Origin of the sequence: Methylobacterium sp. W2 (assembly GCF_020662345.1) — a bacterium.
Taxonomy (GTDB): Bacteria; Pseudomonadota; Alphaproteobacteria; order Rhizobiales; family Beijerinckiaceae; genus Methylobacterium.
The window spans coordinates 17278-37312 of record NZ_VMOA01000052.1; the positions used below are offsets into that span (position 1 = coordinate 17278).

General features: G+C 64.1%; 16 protein-coding genes and 1 pseudogene. 7 read left to right on the plus strand and 10 right to left on the minus strand.

All coding sequences use genetic code 11. The features are described 5' to 3' along the window. Nucleotides 1-266: 266 nt before the first annotated feature. On the plus strand, nt 267-542 hold the full coding sequence (locus FPV16_RS22255) for a hypothetical protein (RefSeq protein ID WP_227440657.1): 276 nt from the start codon (nt 267-269) through the stop codon (nt 540-542). Nucleotides 543-545: 3 nt separating this feature from the next. Here the strand turns inward: FPV16_RS22255 and egtD are convergent, their stop codons facing one another. Together egtD and egtB are read right to left on the minus strand one after the other, a co-directional pair. Continuing rightward, entirely contained in the window at nt 546-1517 is a 972-nt protein-coding gene (gene egtD, locus FPV16_RS22260) for an L-histidine N(alpha)-methyltransferase (protein WP_413629337.1), read from the minus strand. Nucleotides 1518-1576: 59 nt separating this feature from the next. Next, a complete protein-coding gene (gene egtB, locus FPV16_RS22265) occupies nt 1577-2851 on the minus strand; it encodes an ergothioneine biosynthesis protein EgtB (RefSeq protein WP_227440659.1) in 1275 nt (424 codons plus the stop codon). Between the two features lie 195 nt (nt 2852-3046). Between egtB and murI the strand changes: the two genes are divergently transcribed. Next, nucleotides 3047-3925, plus strand: a complete 879-nt coding sequence (gene murI, locus FPV16_RS22270; RefSeq protein ID WP_227440661.1) for a glutamate racemase — start codon at nt 3047-3049, stop codon at nt 3923-3925. A gap of 204 nt (nt 3926-4129) precedes the next feature. Further along, the gene (rpsD, locus tag FPV16_RS22275) at nt 4130-4747 is read left to right on the plus strand and encodes a 30S ribosomal protein S4 (protein WP_027172386.1); all 618 of its coding nucleotides are present in this window, start codon (nt 4130-4132) and stop codon (nt 4745-4747) included. A 252-nt stretch (nt 4748-4999) separates the two neighbouring features. Here rpsD and gltA read toward each other — a convergent pair whose 3' ends face one another. Both gltA and gltX read right to left on the minus strand, forming a co-directional pair. Further along, nucleotides 5000-6289 (minus strand): citrate synthase, encoded by a 1290-nt coding sequence (gltA, locus tag FPV16_RS22280; protein WP_027172387.1) that lies wholly within the window; start codon nt 6287-6289, stop codon nt 5000-5002. Nucleotides 6290-6518: 229 nt separating this feature from the next. Next, complete coding sequence (gltX, locus tag FPV16_RS22285) at nt 6519-7946, minus strand: glutamate--tRNA ligase (RefSeq protein ID WP_227440663.1); 1428 nt, start codon at nt 7944-7946, stop codon at nt 6519-6521. 178 nt (nt 7947-8124) lie between these two features. Between gltX and FPV16_RS22290 the strand changes: the two genes are divergently transcribed. Beyond that, the gene (locus tag FPV16_RS22290; RefSeq protein WP_227440669.1) at nt 8125-10386 is read left to right on the plus strand and encodes a ComEC/Rec2 family competence protein; all 2262 of its coding nucleotides are present in this window, start codon (nt 8125-8127) and stop codon (nt 10384-10386) included. Here FPV16_RS22290 and lexA read toward each other — a convergent pair. Together lexA and FPV16_RS22300 are read right to left on the minus strand one after the other, a co-directional pair. After that, the gene (gene lexA, locus FPV16_RS22295) at nt 10380-11117 is read right to left on the minus strand and encodes a transcriptional repressor LexA (protein ID WP_227440670.1); all 738 of its coding nucleotides are present in this window, start codon (nt 11115-11117) and stop codon (nt 10380-10382) included. The genes FPV16_RS22290 and lexA overlap by 7 nt on opposite strands. A 288-nt stretch (nt 11118-11405) precedes the next feature. Then, nucleotides 11406-12098, minus strand: a complete 693-nt coding sequence (locus tag FPV16_RS22300; RefSeq protein WP_027172391.1) for a GntR family transcriptional regulator — start codon at nt 12096-12098, stop codon at nt 11406-11408. 667 nt (nt 12099-12765) lie between these two features. Here FPV16_RS22300 and oxc point away from each other — a divergent pair. Both oxc and frc read left to right on the plus strand, forming a co-directional pair. Then, the gene (gene oxc, locus FPV16_RS22305) at nt 12766-14502 is read left to right on the plus strand and encodes an oxalyl-CoA decarboxylase (RefSeq protein WP_227440671.1); all 1737 of its coding nucleotides are present in this window, start codon (nt 12766-12768) and stop codon (nt 14500-14502) included. 92 nt (nt 14503-14594) lie between these two features. Further along, nucleotides 14595-15869 carry a formyl-CoA transferase gene (gene frc, locus FPV16_RS22310; protein ID WP_227440672.1) on the plus strand — a complete coding sequence of 425 codons (1275 nt, stop codon included), beginning with the start codon at nt 14595-14597 and terminating at the stop codon, nt 15867-15869. Nucleotides 15870-16001: 132 nt separating this feature from the next. Here frc and FPV16_RS22315 read toward each other — a convergent pair whose 3' ends face one another. The 4 genes from FPV16_RS22315 to FPV16_RS22330 form a co-directional block, all read right to left on the minus strand. Then, the gene (locus FPV16_RS22315; RefSeq protein ID WP_227440673.1) at nt 16002-16163 is read right to left on the minus strand and encodes a hypothetical protein; all 162 of its coding nucleotides are present in this window, start codon (nt 16161-16163) and stop codon (nt 16002-16004) included. A gap of 194 nt (nt 16164-16357) precedes the next feature. Then, the gene (locus tag FPV16_RS22320) at nt 16358-18184 is read right to left on the minus strand and encodes a zeta toxin family protein (protein WP_227440674.1); all 1827 of its coding nucleotides are present in this window, start codon (nt 18182-18184) and stop codon (nt 16358-16360) included. Nucleotides 18185-18257: 73 nt separating this feature from the next. Further along, nucleotides 18258-18596 (minus strand): hypothetical protein, encoded by a 339-nt coding sequence (locus FPV16_RS22325; protein WP_227440675.1) that lies wholly within the window; start codon nt 18594-18596, stop codon nt 18258-18260. A gap of 269 nt (nt 18597-18865) precedes the next feature. Then, complete coding sequence (locus tag FPV16_RS22330) at nt 18866-19420, minus strand: CBS domain-containing protein (protein WP_227440676.1); 555 nt, start codon at nt 19418-19420, stop codon at nt 18866-18868. A gap of 443 nt (nt 19421-19863) precedes the next feature. On the opposite strand from FPV16_RS22330, the pseudogene FPV16_RS22335 reads away from it, so the two are divergent. After that, nucleotides 19864-20035: pseudogene (locus FPV16_RS22335) on the plus strand (oxalate/formate MFS antiporter); the annotation flags it as partial.

Consider the following 20035-nt stretch of genomic DNA (forward strand, 5'->3'; position numbering starts at 1 on the left):
TGCCGAACGGGGCGCGTCTTCCTTGCGAGGGAGCCGCGCCCCGTTCGCGTTCGGCCTGAAAAAGCGTGGTCCTGCGGTCGACATGCGCCGGCTCGGTCGTTAGCTAGCGCGTTCGAATGAGTGCATCAGCGCCCGTTCGGTCGTGACACCTGCGAGGGGGCTCGCCGAGCAACGTCACAGGCTTCGATGTCCAGCCACGGCTCAGCCGGTGCGGGAGAGATTGGAGCGGGATCGTTGAAGCCACTCGCGATAACAGGGGACTATCCATGAGCGATCTGCAAGAGGGCCCCCTGACGCCGCTTTCCAGCCAAGGCACACATGTAGCGGCCCGCCCGCAGAAACTGACCCGGCGCGAAGAGCGTCGACGTCGTCGTGTACGCCGACGCCGGGGCGAGGAAATCCTGGGGTGGATCCTCGTTCCGATCATCTGCTTCGGGATTTATTGGGGGATCAGTGCCGGTTTCGATGTGCTCGGCACGACTCCGGGCACGGTCTGGGACCAGCTGATGCAGGTCAAGCAGATGCTCGAGAAGAAAGCCTGATCCTTATCGGGTCAGGGCGTGGACCGAGAACAGCTTCTCGGCATCGGTCCAGCTCTTCGCCACGTTCCATCCTGCCTGGGCGGCAAGGTCGCGAAAGCCGTCGATCGTGTACTTGTAGCTGTTCTCGGTGTGGATCGTCTCTCCCTCCGCGAAACGGAAGCGGCGGCCCGCAAGCGATACGTCCTGGGCGCGCAAGCTCACGAGGTGCATCTCGATCCGCGACGCCTCCGGGGCGAAGTAGGCGCGGTGGGCGAAGGATGATCGGTCGAAATCCGCATCGAGTTCACGGTTGATCCGATCGAGCAGGTTGAGGTTGAACCTCGCCGTAACGCCGGCCGCATCGTCATAGGCCGCATCCAGCACGGCCTTGTCCTTCGCCAGATCGACGCCGACAATCAGGGATGCCCCGCGCCCGAGGACCCGCCCGAAATGGGCGAGGAGATGGGCGGCCTGGGGCGGCTCGAAATTGCCGATGGTCGAGCCTGGAAAGAACCCCGCCACGGCGCCATCGGAGAGCCCGTCGGGCAGGGTGAAGGGCCGGGTGAAATCCGCCGCGACCGGCTGGATCGACAGATGGGGGAAGTCCTGCGACAGGGTTTCGGCCTCGCTCCGCAGGAAGCTCTCCGAAACGTCGACCGGGACGTAGGCGGCCAGATCCGTGAGATGGGCGAGAAGCCGCCGGACCTTCACCGTCGAGCCACTGCCGAATTCCACCAGGTTCGCGCGCGAGGGAAGAAGCGCGGCGATGTCCGGCCCCGACGCATCGAGGATGCCGATCTCCGTCCGGGTCGGATAATATTCCGGCTGTCGGGTGATCGCCTCGAACAGGTCCGAGCCGATCTCGTCGTAGAAATACTTCGCCGGAATGAACTTCTGCGCCGCCGAGAGCCCCACGAGGATGTCGTCGAGAAACTGCTGCTCCGGAGCGACGGAGGAGACGGGGGTGGCGTCCGTGAAGACGGGATTGATGGTCACGGGCAGATCTCCAAGGGACGCCAAAGGACGCAAGGTTTTGCAGGAGGGGGAAACGGAGATCAGTCGCGATAGTTCGACAGCCGGAGGCCCGTGAATTGCCAGCGCTGATGCGGATAGAAGAAGTTGCGGTAGCCGATCCGGGCATGTCCTTCGGAGGTCGCCACGGAGGACCCGCGCAGGACGAACTGGTTCGACATGAACTTGCCGTTGTATTCGCCGAGGGCGCCGGGAACAGGCCTGTAGCCCGGGTAGGACAGGTAGGCCGAGCGGGTCCATTGCCAGACGAGGCCGAAGGCATCGTCGAGAAGACCCTCCGTGGCGGCGGCTTCCCATTCGAACTCGGTGGGCAGATCGCGCCCCGCCCAACGGGCATAGGCATCCGCCTCAAAGTAACTCACGTGGGTGACGGGCAGGTCCGGGTCGATGCTGGTCTGTCCGGCGAAGGTCATGCTCGACCACTGCCCGGCTTCGTTCCGCTGCCAGTAGCCCGGTGCCTCCCAGCCTTCCGCCTGCACCGCGAGCCAGCCATCCGAGAGCCAGAGTTCGGGCCGTGCGTAGCCGCCATCCTCGATGAAGCCGAGCCATTGTGCGTTGGTGACGAGGCCCCTGTCGATCCGACAGGGCAGGATCAGCGTCTCGTGGCGCGGGGATTCGTTGTCGAACGAAAAGCCGTCGCCCTCGTGCCCGATCTTCATGACCCGGCCCTGCAGATCCACGGCCCCGCCCCGCGATACAGGCCGAGGAAAACGCCATCCGGCATCGTAGACGGGGCTCAGGGGGTTCTGCGCAAAGGCATGGAGGATATCGGTCAGCAGCAATTCCTGATGCTGCTGCTCATGATAGAGGCCGATCTCCAAAATCGGCAGCACCGTATCGAGGGTCGCCTCGGCGGCATCCGACAGGAGACGCTCGACCGCCCGGTCCACATGGGCGCGGTAACCGGCAACCTCATCCGCGGTCGGCCGTGTGATGAGACCGCGCATGATTCTCGGCTGCCGGGGACCGGCGGCGACATAATAGGAGTTGAAGAGGTAGTGCAGCCGCTCATCGTAGATCCGGTAGCCGGGCACGTGATCGCGCAGGAGGAATTGCTCGAAGAACCACGTGGTATGCGCCCGGTGCCATTTCGTCGGACTGGCATCGGCCATGGATTGGATCTGCTGGTCCTCGGGCGATAGCGGCGCGGCGCGGCGCTCGGTCTCGTCGCGCACGGCGCGGAACGCCTTGATCCAGGCCGCGCGATCCACCGGCCTTGCGGAGACGTTCGGCGGCGGGAAGGCCACGCTGTCCGCCTGGTGGTGCGAGGTCTCGCGCATTGCCGCCGTCGCTGCCATATCGATCACTCCACTCGCATTCACGATGCGGAAATATGGCTCCGCCGCCATTCGGCAACGGCCGCGCGCCTGCTCCCATCTCCGCGGCACATATGCGCCGATAATGCCGGGCCTTTTTCATGCCTCAGTGACACGGCCTTAACCCTGCTGGCCCGACACTCCTCCATCCACGCACTGTGTCCAGGCAAGGCTCGTATGCGGATCGATCTGATGGCAGGAGTGATGACAGCGGCCCTGGCGGCTGAAATCCGGCCGACCCCGACCATTCTCGTCTTCGATTCCGGGCTCGGCGGCCTCACCGTTCTCGAACAGGTAAGGCGCGCCCGGCCCGACGCGCGTTACGTCTATGCCGCCGATGACGCCGCCTTTCCCTACGGGCGTCTATCGGAATCCATCCTCGTAGCCCGCGTCCTGGCGGTGATGGAAAGGCTTCTTCTGCGCCACGCCCCCGACCTCGTCGTCATCGCCTGCAATACGGCATCGACCCTGGTGCTGCCCGCGCTCCGGGCGCGCTTCACGACACCCTTCGTCGGCGTCGTGCCGCCGATCAAGCCGGCGGCGGAGGCGACGCGCTCGCGCCGGATCAGCCTTCTGGCGACGCCGGGCACCGTGGCGCGGCCCTACACCCACGACCTGATCGAGACCTATGCCGGCGATTGCACTGTGACCCTCGTCGGATCGCCGAATCTGGCGGCCTATGCCGAGGCCGAACTCGCGGGCCACCCGGTCGACGACGCGTCGATTGCTGCCGAGATCGCTCCGTGCTTCGTCGAGAGTGAGGATGGGCGACGCACGGATGTGGTCTGCCTCGCCTGTACCCATTATCCCCTGCTGCTCACGCGATTCCAGCGTCTCGCCCCCTGGGAGGTGAGCTGGATTGATCCGGCCCCCGCCATCGCCCGGCGGGTGACGCAGCTTCTTGGTCCATCCCGGCGCAAGCCCCTGGACGACCTTCCTCCGGGGCTCACGGCCTTCACCAGCGGGGCAGGCATCACTGCCTCCCTGCGTCGGTCTCTCGACGCCAGGGGAGTCGGCGACGTCGCCGTGGAGATGATGCCGCTCGCCCTGCAATAAATGCGTTGCCGCCTCGGCATTGACCCGAGGGCGTCTCTCGCCTATGCAGCGCACAGTTACGGGGCTCCGAGAGAGGCCCCGCAGCTTTTTCAAGCGCACCCGTGAGCGGCAATGTCCGCTCTGTCGTTCCGCTTCGGCCTTGGGCCGCTTCGGAAAGAGGAGGGCGCGTTCCTCGACCAATCTCACTCGCTGAGAGGAACCGCGATGTCAAAACGTATTCAGGCGAAGCACAAGCTCGATCGCCGTATGGGCCAGAACATCTGGGGCCGCCCGAAGAGCCCCGTCAATCGCCGCGAATACGGCCCCGGCCAGCATGGCCAGCGCCGCAAGGGTAAGATGTCCGACTTCGGCACGCAGCTGCGCGCCAAGCAGAAGCTCAAGGGCTATTACGCCAACATCACCGAGAAGCAGTTCCGCCGTTATTACGCCGAGGCGATCCGCCTGCGCGGCGATTCGAGCGAGAACCTGATCGGCCTGCTGGAGCGTCGCCTCGACGCGGTCGTGTACCGTGCGAAGTTCGTGCCGACCCCGTTCGCTGCGCGCCAGTTCGTGAACCACGGCCACGTGAAGGTGAATGGTCGCCGCGTGAACATCGCCAGCTTCCTCGTGAAGCCGGGCGACGTGATCGAGGTGAAGGATGCCTCAAAGCAGCTCGAGATCGTCGTCGTCGCCTCGCAGCTCGCCGAGCGTGATGTGCCGGACTACATCGAGGTGGATCACGCCAAGATGACGGCTCGCGTGACCCGCGTGCCGAGCCTCAGCGAAGTTCCCTACCCGGTCCAGATGGAACCGAACCTCGTGATCGAGTTCTATTCGCGCTGATCCCACCGGATCATCGCCGAGACGAGAAAGGCCGCCCGAGAGGGCGGCCTTTTTTCTTTGCAAGGTGAGATTTGAAGTGCGATCAGGCCACGCTCCTGGCGGCTCACGGCGCGGAGAGGGGCACAAGAAAGGCGGGACAGCCTGTCTGGCCACCCCGCCTTCGGTCACTCCTCTGACCCAAGATCAACTCGCACCCTGACGTCCGCTCTCGGATAGCGAGGTCGGATACGGCAGACAGCCTGGAGGTGAGCGTCAGCCGCGCTGGCCAATGGGCACGTATTCGCGCTTGTCCGGGCCGATATAAAGCTGGCGCGGGCGGCCGATTTTCTGCGAGGGGTCCTCGATCATCTCGGCCCACTGGGCGATCCAGCCGGTGGTGCGGGCCAGCGCGAAGAGCACCGTGAACATCGAGGTCGGGAATCCCATCGCCTTGAGCGTGATGCCGGAATAGAAATCGATGTTCGGGTAGAGCTTCTTCTCGATGAAGTACTCGTCCTTCAGGGCGATCTGCTCGAGCTGTACGGCAACTTCGAGCAGCGGATCGTCCTTGATGCCGAGCTGGCTGAGGACCTCATGCGTGGTCTTCTGCATGATGCGGGCGCGCGGATCGTAGTTCTTGTAGACGCGGTGACCGAAGCCCATCAGACGGAACGGGTCGTTCTTGTCCTTGGCCTTGGCGACGTATTTCGCCACGTTGTCGGGCGTGCCGATCTCTTCCAGCATCTTGAGCGCCGCCTCGTTGGCGCCGCCATGCGCGGGCCCCCACAGGCAGGCGATGCCGGCGGCGATACAGGCGAAGGGGTTGGCGCCCGACGAACCGGCCAGACGCACAGTGGAGGTCGAGGCGTTCTGCTCGTGATCGGCATGAAGGATGAAGATCCGGTCCAGCGCGCGCGCGTAGATCGGGTTGACGACGAACTCCTCGCACGGAACTGCGAAGCACATCCGCAGGAAGTTCGAGGTGTAGTCGAGGTCGTTCTTCGGGTAGACGAAGGGCTGACCGATGGAATACTTGTAGGCCATCGCCGCGAGCGTCGGCATCTTGGCGATCATGCGCAAGCTGGCGATCATCCGCTGTTTATCGTCCGAGATGTCGGTCGAGTCGTGGTAGAACGCCGACAGTGCGCCGACGCAGGCGACCATGATCGCCATCGGGTGAGCGTCGCGGCGGAATCCCTGGAAGAAGCGGTTCATCTGGTCGTGCACCATGGTGTGGCGCGTGACCCGGTAGTCGAAATCCGCCTTCTGGGCGGGCGTCGGCAATTCGCCGAACAGCATGAGGTAGCAGGTCTCGAGGAAGTCGCCCTGCTCGGCAATCTGCTCGATCGGGTAGCCGCGATACAGGAGGACGCCGGCATCGCCGTCGATATAGGTGATCTTTGATTCGCAGGACGCGGTGGAGGTGAACCCCGGGTCGAAGGTGAACATGCCGGTCTTGGCGTGGAGCTTGCCGATGTCGATGACGTCGGGTCCGATCGTACCGGTCTTGATCGGAAGATCGACTTGGTTGTCGCCCACGGAGATCGTGCTGGTGGCGCTCATGGAGACGTGGACCCTTTCTTGGCAGAAGGCAGACCTTGGCAGAGGGTAGCGCCGGCCCGCATGGCGACATCCGCCACTCCGGCCCGGGGCGCACGAACAGACTTTTGCTGCAGGTGCTCACACACCTATCGGGTTAGCGGATCGGCAGACCGCCTACAACCGATCCCCCTCGCCACTCCGCCGCGCAAGCGAAAACCGGGCCGATCTGTCACCCGTTGAGTGACGGTGATCAGGTCGTGGATGTCTGATCTTCGAGGCGTCCCAGACACTCTTCGCGGCCGAGCACAGCCATGACGTCGAAGACCGGCGGCGAGGTCGCGCGCCCGGTCAGCGCGGCCCGCAAGGGCTGGGCGATCAGGCCGAGTTTGAGCGCGTTCTCTTCGGCGAAGCGGCGCACCGCACCCTCGGTGCTGGCGGCATTCCATTCCGGCAGGTCGGCGAGGGCCGGCAGGATCGCGGCGAGGCGCTGGCGGGCCTCATCGCTCAGGAGCGTCTTCGCCTTGTCGTCGAGCCCGAGGGGGCGCGAGGCGGTGAGGTAATAGGCGCTGTCGAGAAGCTCCACGAGAGTCTTGGCGCGTTCTTTAAGACCGGGCATCGCAGCGCCGAGCTTGGCGCGAAGGTCGGGCGACAAGGCGGTGGGCAATCCGCGATCGGGGGCGAGGACCGGAAGGATCGTCTCGATCGCATCGATCAGCACGGCACCGTCCGCACTGCGAATGTAGAGCCCGTTGAGGTTCTCCAGCTTCGCGAAATCGAATCGGGCAGCCGAGCGACCGATCGACTTCAGGTCGAAGGCCGCGATCATCTCCTCGGTCGAGAACACTTCCTGATCGCCATGGCTCCAGCCGAGGCGGACGAGGTAGTTGCGCAGGGCCGCGGGCAGGTAGCCGAGATCGCGATAGGCGTCGACACCGAGCGCACCGTGACGCTTCGACAGTTTGGCGCCGTCCGCCCCGTGGATCAGCGGGATATGCGCCATGATCGGTGCGGACCAGCCGAGCGCGTCGTAGATCTGTCCCTGCCGGGCGGCGTTCGTGAGGTGGTCGTCGCCGCGAATCACATGGGTCACGCCCATGTCGTGATCGTCGACGACGACGGCGAGCATGTAGGTGGGATTGCCATCGGAGCGTAGCAGGACGAGATCGTCGAGATCCTTGTTAGCCCACGTCACGCGGCCCTGGACTTGATCCTCCACCACCGTCTCCCCGTCTGAGGGGGCGCGCAGGCGGATCACCGGCTTGACGCCGGCCGGCGCCTCGGACGGATCGCGGTCGCGCCAGCGACCATCATAACGCAGGGGGCGCCCTTCGGCGCGGGCGGCCTCACGCATGGCGGTGAGCTCGTCCGGCGTGGCGTAGCAATGATAGGCGTTGCCCGAGGCGAGCAGGCTTTCCGCGACCTGACGGTGCCTGTCCGCGCGGGCGAATTGATAGACCACGTCCCCGTCCCAATCGAGGCCAAGCCAGCGCAGACCGTCCAGAATCGCATCGATGGCGCCCTGGGTGGAGCGCTCCCGGTCGGTATCCTCGATTCGCAACAGCATCTTGCCGCCGAAATGGCGGGCATAGAGCCAGTTGAAGAGCGCCGTGCGCGCTCCCCCAATATGCAGGTAGCCCGTAGGGGAGGGGGCAAAACGCGTAACGACGGGTGACGACATCGGGCGGCTAAACTTGTGCGTGAAGGTGGGAGGGCGGATCGACCGGCCCGGATCGGCGCATGTAGCATGCGTTTGCGGTGACGTTAAGAAAACGTGGCGCCGAGTCGCGAGGCGGAAGCGATGCCGCTCGCGCGGGCTTTCTCGAACAGGGTGAGCCCTGAGGGGGACGCAGCGGGAGATGGCGCAGGCCAGCGCGCGAGCAACGGGCGCGATGATCGCGGGTTGGGCTCGTCTGCGATCGCCGTCGGTTCTGATCGAGTCGGCAAAGCACTGGGTCGTCGGCGGGCTGGCTCAGGAAGCCGAACAACGCCGGCTGTTTCCGTGGCTCGCCGTCGCGTTTGGCCTCGGCATTCTTGTCTGCTTCACCGCCACCAGCGGAGAGCCGTCGCTGGCGGCGCCCCTCCTCGTGGCACTCGCCCTCTCGGCCGCCGTACCGTTCCTCGGCGCGAGGCCCGTTGCCCTCGCTCTGGTTCTCGGACTCGCGGCGTCCTTCCTCGGGTTCTCGGCCGCCGTGTTGCGCCTGCGGATCGTGGCGGCTCCCGTCCTGGCCCGGACGACCATCGCGCCGCTCACCGGCCTCGTGGAGGCCCTCGAGGAACGGGAGGTCGGGGCTCGCCTGATCGTCCTCGTGGAGAGTTTCGGGACCCTGACGTCCGATCGCCGGCCGACGCGGGTTCGCGTCTCCTACAGAAAGGCGCTTAGCCTGAAGCCCGGGGATTTCATTTCGGCGACGGCGCGGCTGCTGCCCCCGCCCGAGACGGCCCGGCCCGGCGGATACGATTTCGCGCGCGATGCCTACTTTCGCGGGATCGGCGCCGTCGGCTCCCTCGTGGGCAAGATCGAGGTGAAGCCTCCGCCACGACCCTTGCCCTGGCGGGTCTCGCTCGCCGCTGCCGTGGACGATGCGCGCAACGCGTTGACCCGGCGGATCACCGACGCCAATGGCGGGCAGGCCGGCGCGGTGGCGGCGGCCCTGGTGACGGGTAAGCGCGGCCTCATCAACGCCGAGACCAACGATGTTCTGCGCGCGGCGGGCATCTACCACGTGGTTTCGATTTCCGGGCTCCACATGGTGCTCGCCGCCGGCGTCGTGTTCTGGCTCGTCCGCGCGCTCCTCGCTCTCGTTCCGGGCCTCGCCCTCACATGGCCGATCAAGAAGATCGCCGCGGGTTTCGCCATGGTCGGCGTCACCGCCTATTGCACCTTCTCGGGCTGGGACATCGCCGCCGAGCGGTCGCTCATCATGACCCTGGTGATGCTGGGGGCGATCCTCGTGGATCGCCCCGCCTTGAGCATGCGCAACCTCGCTCTCGCCGCGCTGATCGCCCTGGCGCGCGAGCCAGACGGACTTCTCGGCCCGAGCTTCCAGATGTCCTTCGGCGCGGTGGCCGGCCTCATCGCCTGCGCCGGCACGCTCCATCGCTGGATGCCGCCGCGGGAAGGCGCGAGCCTGTTGGCCCGCGCGTGGCGGTTCCTCGCCGTCGCGGTCCTCGGCACCCTGGCAACGACCATGGTCGCCCAGTTCGCCACCGCGCCGTTCGCGACCTATCATTTTCAGACCGTCCAGCCCTTCGGCATCGTCGGCAACGCCCTCACCTTGCCCCTCGTGTCCCTGGCGGTGATGCCCGCGGCGGTGCTCGGGATCCTCGCCTATCCCTTCGCCCTCGATCAGCCGGTCTGGTGGGCGATGGGGCTCGCGGTACGCGGTATGCTCACGATCTCCGGGTGGATCAGCGGGTTCGGCCACGCCACCCTCGTCGTGCCGGCCTATGGCACCACGGCGCTTTGCCTGCTGGCCCTCGCCCTGCTCATGCTGACCCTCCCCGTCTCAGGTCTGCGCTGGATGGGTCTCGCCCCGGCCGCCCTCGGCATCGCCCTCGCCGCCACGCCGCAACGCTACGATCTCTATGTAGACAGAGAAGGTGGAGGCGCGGCCCTGCGCGACCATGACGGCCGGCTCGCCATCCTCGGAAACCCGCCCGCCTTCGTCCTCGAACAATGGCTCAAGGCGGATGGCGATTCCCGGAAGGCTGGCGCTGTATCCGCCGTCTCGAAGAGCCGCTGCGATGCGGTCGGCTGCGCCGTGGGGACGCAAACGGGTCGCATCGTGGCCCTCGTCAAGGACAAGCGAGCCTTTGCGGAGGATTGCGAGAGGGCAAGCATCGTCATAGCCCGCCGGGACGCTCCCAAGGGATGCCGCTCCGGCCTCATCATCGATCGGGCGTTCCTGGCAGAACGGGGGGCGACGGCCGTCCGCTTCGGCCCGGATGGCCCGATCGCGATATCGGCCCGCGAGCCGAACGTTCGACCTCCGTGGCGGCGGGCCGTTGCCGACATCGCGCCCACGCACTCGACGAAAGCGGAGATCGCGAAACCAACCGACCCGGAGATCGACGAAGGCGACCCGTTGGCGGAGCCGCCTTCGGACCAGCCTCAGTAACGGCGGACCAGACTGACGAGACGTCCCTGGATCTGTACGCGATCGGGGCCCAGTACCCTCGTCTCATAGGCGGGGTTGGCCGCCTCCAGGGCGATGGAGGAACCGCGACGACGCAGGCGTTTCAGCGTGGCCTCTTCGTCGTCGATGAGGGCGACGATGATATCCCCCGTATTCGCGGTATCCTGCTTCTTGATCACCACCAGATCGCCGTCGAGAATACCCGCCTCGATCATCGAATCGCCGCGCACCTCGAGGGCATAATGCTCGCCCCCGGACAGGAAGTCGGGAGACAGCGTCACCGAGTGACTTTGATTCTGGATCGCCGAGATCGGTGTACCGGCCGCGATCCGGCCCATGACCGGGATGGTGATGGCCCGTCCGCTCTCGTCCTGGGCCTGGGTCATGGGCTGACGCACGGACGGCGTCGCCTTGGATCGTCCACCTTCGACGACGCTGGGCGTGAAGCGGCGGACTTCGCCAGCGGGAGCCGGCTTCGGCGCCGGAGCACCGGTCAGGCTTTCGGGCATCCGGATCACCTCGATCGCCCTGGCCCGGTTCGGCAGGCGCCGCAGGAACCCGCGCTCTTCGAGCGCCGTGATCAGCCGGTGGATACCCGACTTCGACTTGAGGTCGAGCGCATCCTTCATCTCGTCGAACGACGGCGGGACGCCGCTCTCCTGCATCCGTTGCTGGATGAATTGGAGAAGATCCAGCTGCTTACGCGTCAACATACAGATCACTCTTCCACTGAAGCCAATGGCCGCGACTAACGCCGCTGAAACAAAACACGAACACGGTAGACGTTCCGCAAGTGTTCTGCAAGGGTTCCGTTAACGCGGTGGTTGAGTTTATTCTCAGATTGGAACGCGCCGCCGTCGAGGCACCGGCGCCCGGCAGTTGGTTCGCGCCAAGCAAGCCCGTTTCATCTCGTCGAGATTCCGGCTGATGCCTGTCGATCGGGCCGGGCGGCCGCGTCCGTCTCGGCAGCCGTCGTGAGAAAAGGCCTGCGACGATGCCGTTCAGTCGAGATAGTCGCCGTATTTCTCCACATGGCTGGCGAGCCCGAGGCCGTGCTCGCGCACGAGGCGTTCGGCGAGATCCGCGTCGCGGGCCTCCAGCGCCTTGATGATCGCCACATGTTCCTTGATCGAGTTGGCGGCGCGGTCGCCCTGGCGCATGGCCGTGTTGCGGATGCCCCGAACGTGCATCAGGAGATTGCTTGTGATGTCCTTGATCACATCGCACTGGCCCAGCGAAATAATCTTCTGATGGAAGCGGATATTGGCTTCCGAATATTCGTCGAGATGGTCCGACGGACGACCCTCGTAAAATTCCGGGAAATGCTCGCGCAGGCAATGCAACTGCTCGTCCGTGGCCCGTTCGCAGGCGAGGCGCGCGGCCATGCTTTCCAGAGCCGACCAGGCCTGGATCATGCTGACAATTTCCTTCTTCGATTTCTTGATGACGAAGACGCCGCGCCTGGCTTCGAACCGCACGAAACCTTCCTGTTCCAGTACAGTCAGTGCTTCGCGTACCGGCGTGCGGCTGACACCTAGATTCAGCGAGAGCTTTCGCTCATCGAGCCGAACCTCCTCGCGCTGGTTATAGATGTTCATATTCGTAATAGCTTCTTTGAGCGCGTCGTAGGCCAATGCACGCAAGCTGGAAGTCGCAACGATAGGCTTTACTTGAAACGTATCGGTTTTGACCATTTTCAGCACCTGGAATGATTTCAACTCGCACATATGGTCGAGCACACTTGGTGTGAAGCATGCCAAACCCGCGTTCGGAATACAAGGAACGCTTCGGGTCACAGAAATCCTTCAACACAAGAATAGTCTTACCTCTCATCATCGCGATCTGGAGGACATGCCTCTCGTCGCCAGAGCCGGGGCTGTGCGGCTCTCGCCATTGTCCCGTTCGTTGCGGCGCGTGTCCTCCCTGGAGTTCGACCAAACCGGCAAAATCGTGCAAATCTGTTTGACAGTTGGTATTTGGTATGCCACCAATTATCGAGAGATGGGCGGCACGCGGAGGATAATCGGGTCGCCAAACAGTCCGGCCGCGGTTGTGGCGAGGCTTCAGTGGATCGGCTGAGGTATCAAGGCGTATCATGAACGGAGCGATTTGCATTATAAAACATAATGCACCGTGGTGCTTGGGTCGAGAAGTTCAGACGCGGTCTGGAAGGTGAACATGAGCTGTTTGCTTGAAGAGATCATAATTTTTTTGATCTGACTTAAGAAAAATACGGGTTCGCCGAGACGTGCGGCCATGGCGTCCCCCGCGCCGTACGACGGGGACGTCATGTCATCGGTCCGCCTGCCCCAGCGGGTCGCCAATCATAACAAAACATCAAACAATCAGGGAGAGAACACGATGTCCGCTTTAGCCCAGAGAATCGATGTCGACGTTTCGGCGGAGCCGGAACTCACCGATGGCTTCCACCTTGTTATCGACGCGCTGAAGCTCAACGACATCCATACGATCTACGGTGTGCCCGGTATTCCGATCACCGATCTCGGCCGCCTCGCCCAGGCTGCGGGCATGCGGGTCATCTCCTTCCGCCACGAGCAGCATGCCGGCAACGCCGCCGCCATCGCGGGCTTCCTGACGAAGAAGCCCGGCATCTGCCTCACGGTCTCGGCCCCCGGCTTCCTCAACGGTCTGACGGCTTTGGCCAACGCCACGACCAACTGCTTCCCGATGATCCTCATCTCCGGCTCGTCCGAGCGCGAGATCGTCGACCTGCAACAGGGCGATTACGAGGAGATGGACCAACTCGCCATCGCCAAGCCCCTGTGCAAAGCCGCCTTCCGCGTGCTGCATGCCGCCGATATCGGCATCGCCGTCGCCCGTGCCATCCGCGCCGCCGTGTCGGGCCGTCCCGGCGGTGTCTATCTCGACCTTCCCGCCAAGCTCTTCTCCCAGGTGATGGAGGCGGAAGCCGGCGTCAAATCACTGGTCAAGGTCATCGATGCGGCCCCGGCCCAGCTGCCGGCCCCCTCGGCGATCAAGCGCGCGCTCGATGTCCTGAAGAGCGCCAAGCGCCCCCTCATCGTGCTCGGCAAGGGCGCGGCCTATGCGCAGGCCGACGACGAAATCCGCGCGTTGGTTGAGACCAGCGGCATCCCCTACGTGCCCATGAGCATGGCGAAGGGCCTGCTGCCCGATACCCATCCGCAATCGGCGGGTGCCGCCCGTTCGCTCGTCCTCAAGGAGGCCGATGTCGTCCTGTTGGTGGGCGCGCGGCTGAACTGGCTGCTCTCCCACGGAAAGGGCAAGACCTGGGGCGCCCCCGGCTCGAAGAAGTTCATCCAGATCGACATCGAGCCGAAGGAGATGGATTCCAACGTCGAGATCGTGGCGCCCATCGTCGGCGATATCGGCTCCTGCGTCACCGCGCTCCTCGACGGAATGAAGGGCGACTGGCAGGCCCCGCCGGCATCCTGGACCGATGCCATCTCCGCCAAGAAGGAGGAGAACCTCGGCAAGATGGCGTCGAAGCTGCGCAAGAACTCGACGCCGATGGACTTCCACGGGGCGCTGGGCGCGCTGAAGACCATCATCGCCGAGCGGCCCGACGCGATCCTCGTCAACGAGGGCGCCAACACCCTCGATCTGGCGCGCGGCATCATCGACATGTACCAGCCGCGCAAGCGCCTCGATGTCGGCACCTGGGGCATCATGGGCATCGGCATGGGCTTCGCCATCGCCGCCGCCGTGGAAACCGGCAAGCCGGTCCTCGCCGTCGAGGGCGACAGCGCCTTCGGCTTCTCCGGCATGGAGGTGGAGACCATCTGCCGTTACAATCTGCCAGTCTGCATCGTCGTCTTCAACAACAACGGCATCTATCGCGGCACCGATACGGACCCGACCGGCCGCGATCCCGGAACGACCGTCTTCGTCCGGGATTCCCGTTACGACAAGATGATGGAGGCCTTCGGCGGCGTGGGCGTCAACGCGACGACTCCGGACGAGCTCTCCCAGGCCGTCAACGCAGCCATGGATTCGGGTCGCCCGACGCTCATCAACGCGGTCATCGACCCCCAGGCCGGCACCGAGAGCGGCAATATCGGCAGCCTCAACCCGCAGAGCGTGGTGAAGAAGAAGTAGGCCCCTCGGCCCACCCCACCGCTTCCGCGCAAAAGACGCGGGAGCGGTCGGCGCCCATCTCCGCCGAACGCCCTGGAATGCGGAAGAGCCCCATGAATGCCCTCGAAGGCGTGAAGATCCTCGACTTCACCCATGTCCAGTCCGGCCCGACCTGTACCCAGCTCCTGGCCTGGTTCGGCGCGGACGTGATCAAGGTCGAGCGGCCGGGCGTTGGCGATGCCACGCGCCAGCAGCTTCAGGACATCCCCGATGTGGATAGCCTCTATTTCACGATGCTGAACCACAACAAGCGGTCCATCACCCTCGACACCAAGAACCCCAAGGGGATCGAGGTGATGTGGCGCCTCGTGAAGGAATGCGACGTTCTCGTGGAGAATTTCGCGCCCGGCGCTCTCGCCCGGATGGGCCTGACCTGGGAGGCGATCCAGCAAGCCAACCCCCGCATGATCCTCGCCTCGGTGAAGGGGTTCGGACCGGGCGCCTACGAGAATTGCAAGGTCTACGAGAACGTCGCCCAGTGCGTCGGAGGCGCTGCCTCCACCACGGGGTTCCGCACCGACATCCCGATGGTGTCCGGCGCTCAGATCGGCGATTCCGGCACTGGCCTCCATCTGGCCCTTGGCATCGTCACCGCGCTCTACCAGCGGACTCATTCCGGCCTCGGCCAGAGAGTCGATTGCGCCATGCAGGATGGCGTCCTCAACCTGTGCCGCGTGAAGCTGCGCGACCAGCAGCGGCTGGAGCGCGGGCCGCTCGAGGAATACAGCCAGTACGGGGAGGGGATCGGATTCGGTGATTCCGTGCCCCGCGCGGGCAACGATTCCGGTGGCGGCCAGCCGGGCCGCATCCTCAAATGCAAGGGCTGGGAGACCGATCCCAACGCCTACATCTACTTCATCGCGCAAGGCGCGGTCTGGGATCCGATCTGCGACGTCATCGGCGAGCCGACCTGGAAGACGCATCCCGATTACGCGACGCCGAAAGCGCGTCTGCCGCATCTGAACGAGATCTTCACCCGCGTCGAAGCCTGGACCATGTCGAAGACCAAGTTCGAGGCGATGGAAACCTTGAACGCGCTGCACGTCCCCTGCGGCCCGATCCTTTCGATGAAGGAGATCGCGGAGGACAAGTCGCTGCGGAAATCCGGCACGGTGGTCGAAGTCGACCATCCGGAGCGCGGGAAATACTTGACCGTGGGAAACCCGATCCGACTTTCGGCAAGTCAGGTCGAGGTCAAGCGCTCGCCCCTCCTGGGCGAGCATACCGACGAGATCCTTCGCGACGTCCTCGGCTATTCCGAGAACGACCGGCTCAAGATCTCGGAATCAGGGGCGATCGGCGCAATCCAGAGGATCGCCGCCGAATGATCTGCTCCTGAACGAAGCGGGAGCCGATGGTCTCAACATCCCGGCTCGCGCGCACGACGTGAAACTCCTCCCGACTCAGCGCGGTGTCGGCCTCGGGCCCGATGCCGCGCTCTTTCGTTCAGGTACGGTCAATCAGGCGATGCCGGTGAAGCGTCCGGCCGAACCGCCCACGTAATCGCGGCTCTCCGAACCGGTCTTGTTGGGGCGCACCGACAGGAGATCGGCGGCTTTCACCACGAGAACGACCTGAAGAGCGATCATGCAGAGAACGGCGGCGATGATGGTGACGAGCATGGTGGGCTCCCGATGGCGCGTTGCAGCATCGTGATGCCATGGTGCGGCGCAAACTGATATATCACATTCCTTCGACCAGGTATGTCGCAGATGCATGCCGAGATCGATAGCCGCCGGGAGCCAGCGTTAGGCGCATTCATGCAAGGCACCCTCTCATTGGCTTACGCGATTGACGGGCATTCGCCCACGGACAGTCAGAATGGGGCCGCGTCGCCCCATCGGCCCAACGTGTGAGTGTCCTCCGGTCGAAGCCATTCTCCTGGTTCCGCGAGGGCCGGACACTGGTCCGCTACACCCATGACGGCCAAGGCCGCGTGCAGGTCAGGGTTCTCGGCCGCGCGTGAAACGACGTCCGCGGCAAGGTGGGTCAGGCGGCCGCGTTCGAGCCGCGCATAGACCCGCCCGGTTCCGTGATCGGCAAATCGGATCGTCGTCATCCGACGAGCGCAGTCGCGCAGGAAGCTCATGTTGTGCTGAGCCTCCATCGAGCCGGCGGCGGCATAGACCTCGTCGGCCGACCGCGCGGAGACATCGATCTTGCGATACCGGTCGATGTCGAAGATGAATGTCAGATCGAGAATGGTCATCGCGCCGTTGATGCCGAAGGCAATCGTTCTCGGCCGCTCACCCTCCGGCACGCTGTTGTCGAGAAACTCGAAATGGACCTGCTTGTCCGTCCTCAGGGCCCAGGTGAAAAACAGGCGTGGCATGCCGGTATAGGCTTCGACATTGTGGGCGAGCAGATCCTCCACTGCTTTGTAGCGGCCAAATTGTTCGCCGCGCTTCCATGCCCGCTCCACCGTCGCCTCCGGCGGCGTGATCATGAACTGCATGTAGACGCTATGACCGAAGCGGGTGAGGAGCTGGCTGCCGCTTTCGGCACCGGGATCGACGGTGAAGCTGTCGAACCGAAACCGGTCGATGAGGAGGTGCGAGATGCGGCCTTCGGCAGCCTTGACCGCCATATGCCGGTCGAGCTTGCGATCGATGATCTCGACCTCGCGCCCGGTCAGGGTCCCGGCATAGCGCCGCGCCGGACCGAGGCTGTCGTAATCGAGAAGGAATTTGCGCCAGACGTCGGGCGTGATCACCGCGAAATCCGATCCATCGAGCCCGAGCCGCCCGGCGAGCGCTCGCTGATAAGGCCGGATCGTGCTCTTGCCCGATGCCGAGGCACCCTTGACGTTCATCACCACCGGCCGGGTCTGGGCCTCCAGTACACGATAGCCCTCGCTGGCGACGACGTCGCGAACCCATGGCTCGATCGCCTGTCCGATCCGGCTACTGCCGTACTGGTTCGAAACGAGCGTGCAGGCGAGACGTGAGAGGAGCGTCTTGTCGCGGATGAGGAAACCGCGCCGGCTGACGATGTTCGTCACCACGTGCCGCAAAGCCGCGCAGGCCGCCGCTTCGAGGGGGGCAGACGATGTCGTACATCGCGCCTGCCAGGCGTCGAGATGCAGGACAGCCGAGTGCTCCGGCGTCCCGACCTCCCTGTGACCCCTTGAGGGCTCCGGCGATCCGAGGATGGTCCGCCACAAGGACGGCCGTCTCGCGACCGATTCCCCCGGACCTTGAGGCATGAACATCGCGGAGAGTTCTCGGTCGAGGATCTGGGTTGCCTCGCTCCGGACCCGGTCGAGCAGGCCGGAGATCTCGTCCTTATGGGACGCGACCCCGTCGCGCAGGATGGTGCCGACCATGGCGCGGAAATTGACTCCGAGATCGCCATAGGTCCGGCCGACCGGCACCGACAGGTCGGCCATGACGCGGATGAGGACCTCGTGGACGACGAGGCGCTCTGCCCGGAACCGCACCAGCTGCGTCAACGGAAGCCCGCTGACGTCCATCATCTCACGAGCGTCCGCGAGGGTGGTCTCGACATTGTCAGGCCGGAAGATCGTCTCCAGGGCGAGGAACGCCCTGGGCAGGTTCGATTCGAGCCCCGGATTCCAAGGGCCGTATCCCTCCTGTGGCCTTGGCTGAGCCAGATCCGCGATCCTGCTCTCCGGGATGGACATGACCGACCGCTCCGAGATTCAGCACCGTCGCTGGCGGCCGGGCGTCGTCGTAGAGAAGTCCCGTTCGCCTGAGTTACGCGACAGCTGCCTCGTCGATGGCCTCGAGCCGCAGCTGATAGCGGTCCCCCCAAAGGACTCCCGCCTTCTCGTACCAATCCGCGTCGAAGAACAGCTTCGCGCAGAACTCGCTCTGCCAGATGCAGACGGCGATGACCCTGGAATCGATCACTTTGACATGTCGGCTGATCAGACCGCGCGTGATGCCAGCCGAGGGACACATGTCCATGCTGGTCATCCCATTGGGAGATTCACCACTGAAGATGACGGGACATTCAAGAATGGCCAAGTAACGCATCGCTGCTAACCCTGTTGTCCACGAGATGCGCAGGGCCGGTCTGTTGCCGACCGGCACGGTCCCGTAGCGTCTCCCTGCCTCGATACCCGGTTTGAATCGCGCCTCGCTCGAAGGCCGAAACGCCGAGGTACCTTGGATAAATTTTGAATGCAAAACGCGTGTGGGTCAATGATCACGTGCGGGATATCTTGTCCTGCGGTTGCGATGCGATTGTTTTGCAATGCAATGCTGTGATGCCAAGATCGATTGCGCGTAATCTAGTCTGCGCCACGTGGCTCTACGACTATGCGTCGGTCAGGATATCGGCGCCGAATACGCGCTCATGATCAGGCCTGAGCCGGTCCACCGGCTCCAGACACCTCATCCAGGCAGTTCCAGATGCTCTGGACTGATGTCAGCACGAAACCATCCGTCACCGCGATATGATCGGTCTTATAGGCGCAGAACTGTTTCAGTCTGTTGGCCTGGGACATTCCGACGTCGACGGAGGTGAAATCCTCTTTCGCCAGCATCCAAACGAGGTTGTCGAGGGCTTCGAGACCGCGCGCCGCCATGGCACGGAAGATGTCACGTTCGGTGACGATTCCGATGATGGCGCCATCCGTGGCACGGTCACCGTCGATCACGACGAGGGCGTCGACGCCAGGGCTGCGCAGCAACCGCAATGCGTCCCGCGCCGAACGATCCATTCGGATGTATTGCAGGCGGCCTGCGCCATTGCCGGTCCACTGGCTGGCTACCATGGCGTCGCCTCCCTCAGGGATCGCTTGTTGAATGACGACTCTGGTATGCAGAATACCTGTTGTCAACGGAATAAATAGAACTATGGTGCCGGTGGCTGGGCCGGGAAGAGCGGCCGCCTCAATGCCATTGATGGGCATCGCCTGGTCGGGCCCGCGCCGGAGAGCCCCGGTGCAGGGTCAATGTGCGTGGACGGATCCACCGCCCGGTACGGGCTTTTCCAGTATACGACACCGTTTTATGGCTCTGATCCGGGCGCAGAGCGGCTTCGGCTCGTGTTGGACGTAGTATGCACGCATGGGCATAGCAGGGTGGTATTTGTCCATTAGTACTGTTTGCATTGCATGGCTCGCATCAAACATTGCTTGATTTGATGACTTATTGAAAATAATCCCCGTTTGCTGCATTGCGGAATCGATTTTTCTGCATCTCTCTCTTGACGAGCCGACACGTCCGAGAGAGGCTGGTATTCCACATACCAGAACGCTGGCAGCGCCAAGGGCTGGCTTTCTCCAGGACCGGATGCCGGTCAACCGGCTCCAATGCCTCGAATGATGCACAATAGAACAACGTGGAGGACGCAATGACGAGGGCGGAAACAACGACCGAGCGGGTATCCGATGGATACCGCTGGGGTCAGCTGGTGATCGGCGTGATCTGCATGGTGATGATCGCCAACCTGCAATACGGCTGGACGTTCTTCGTCCCCGACATCCAGAAGAAGTTCGGCTTCGACCGGGCGGCGATCCAGTGGG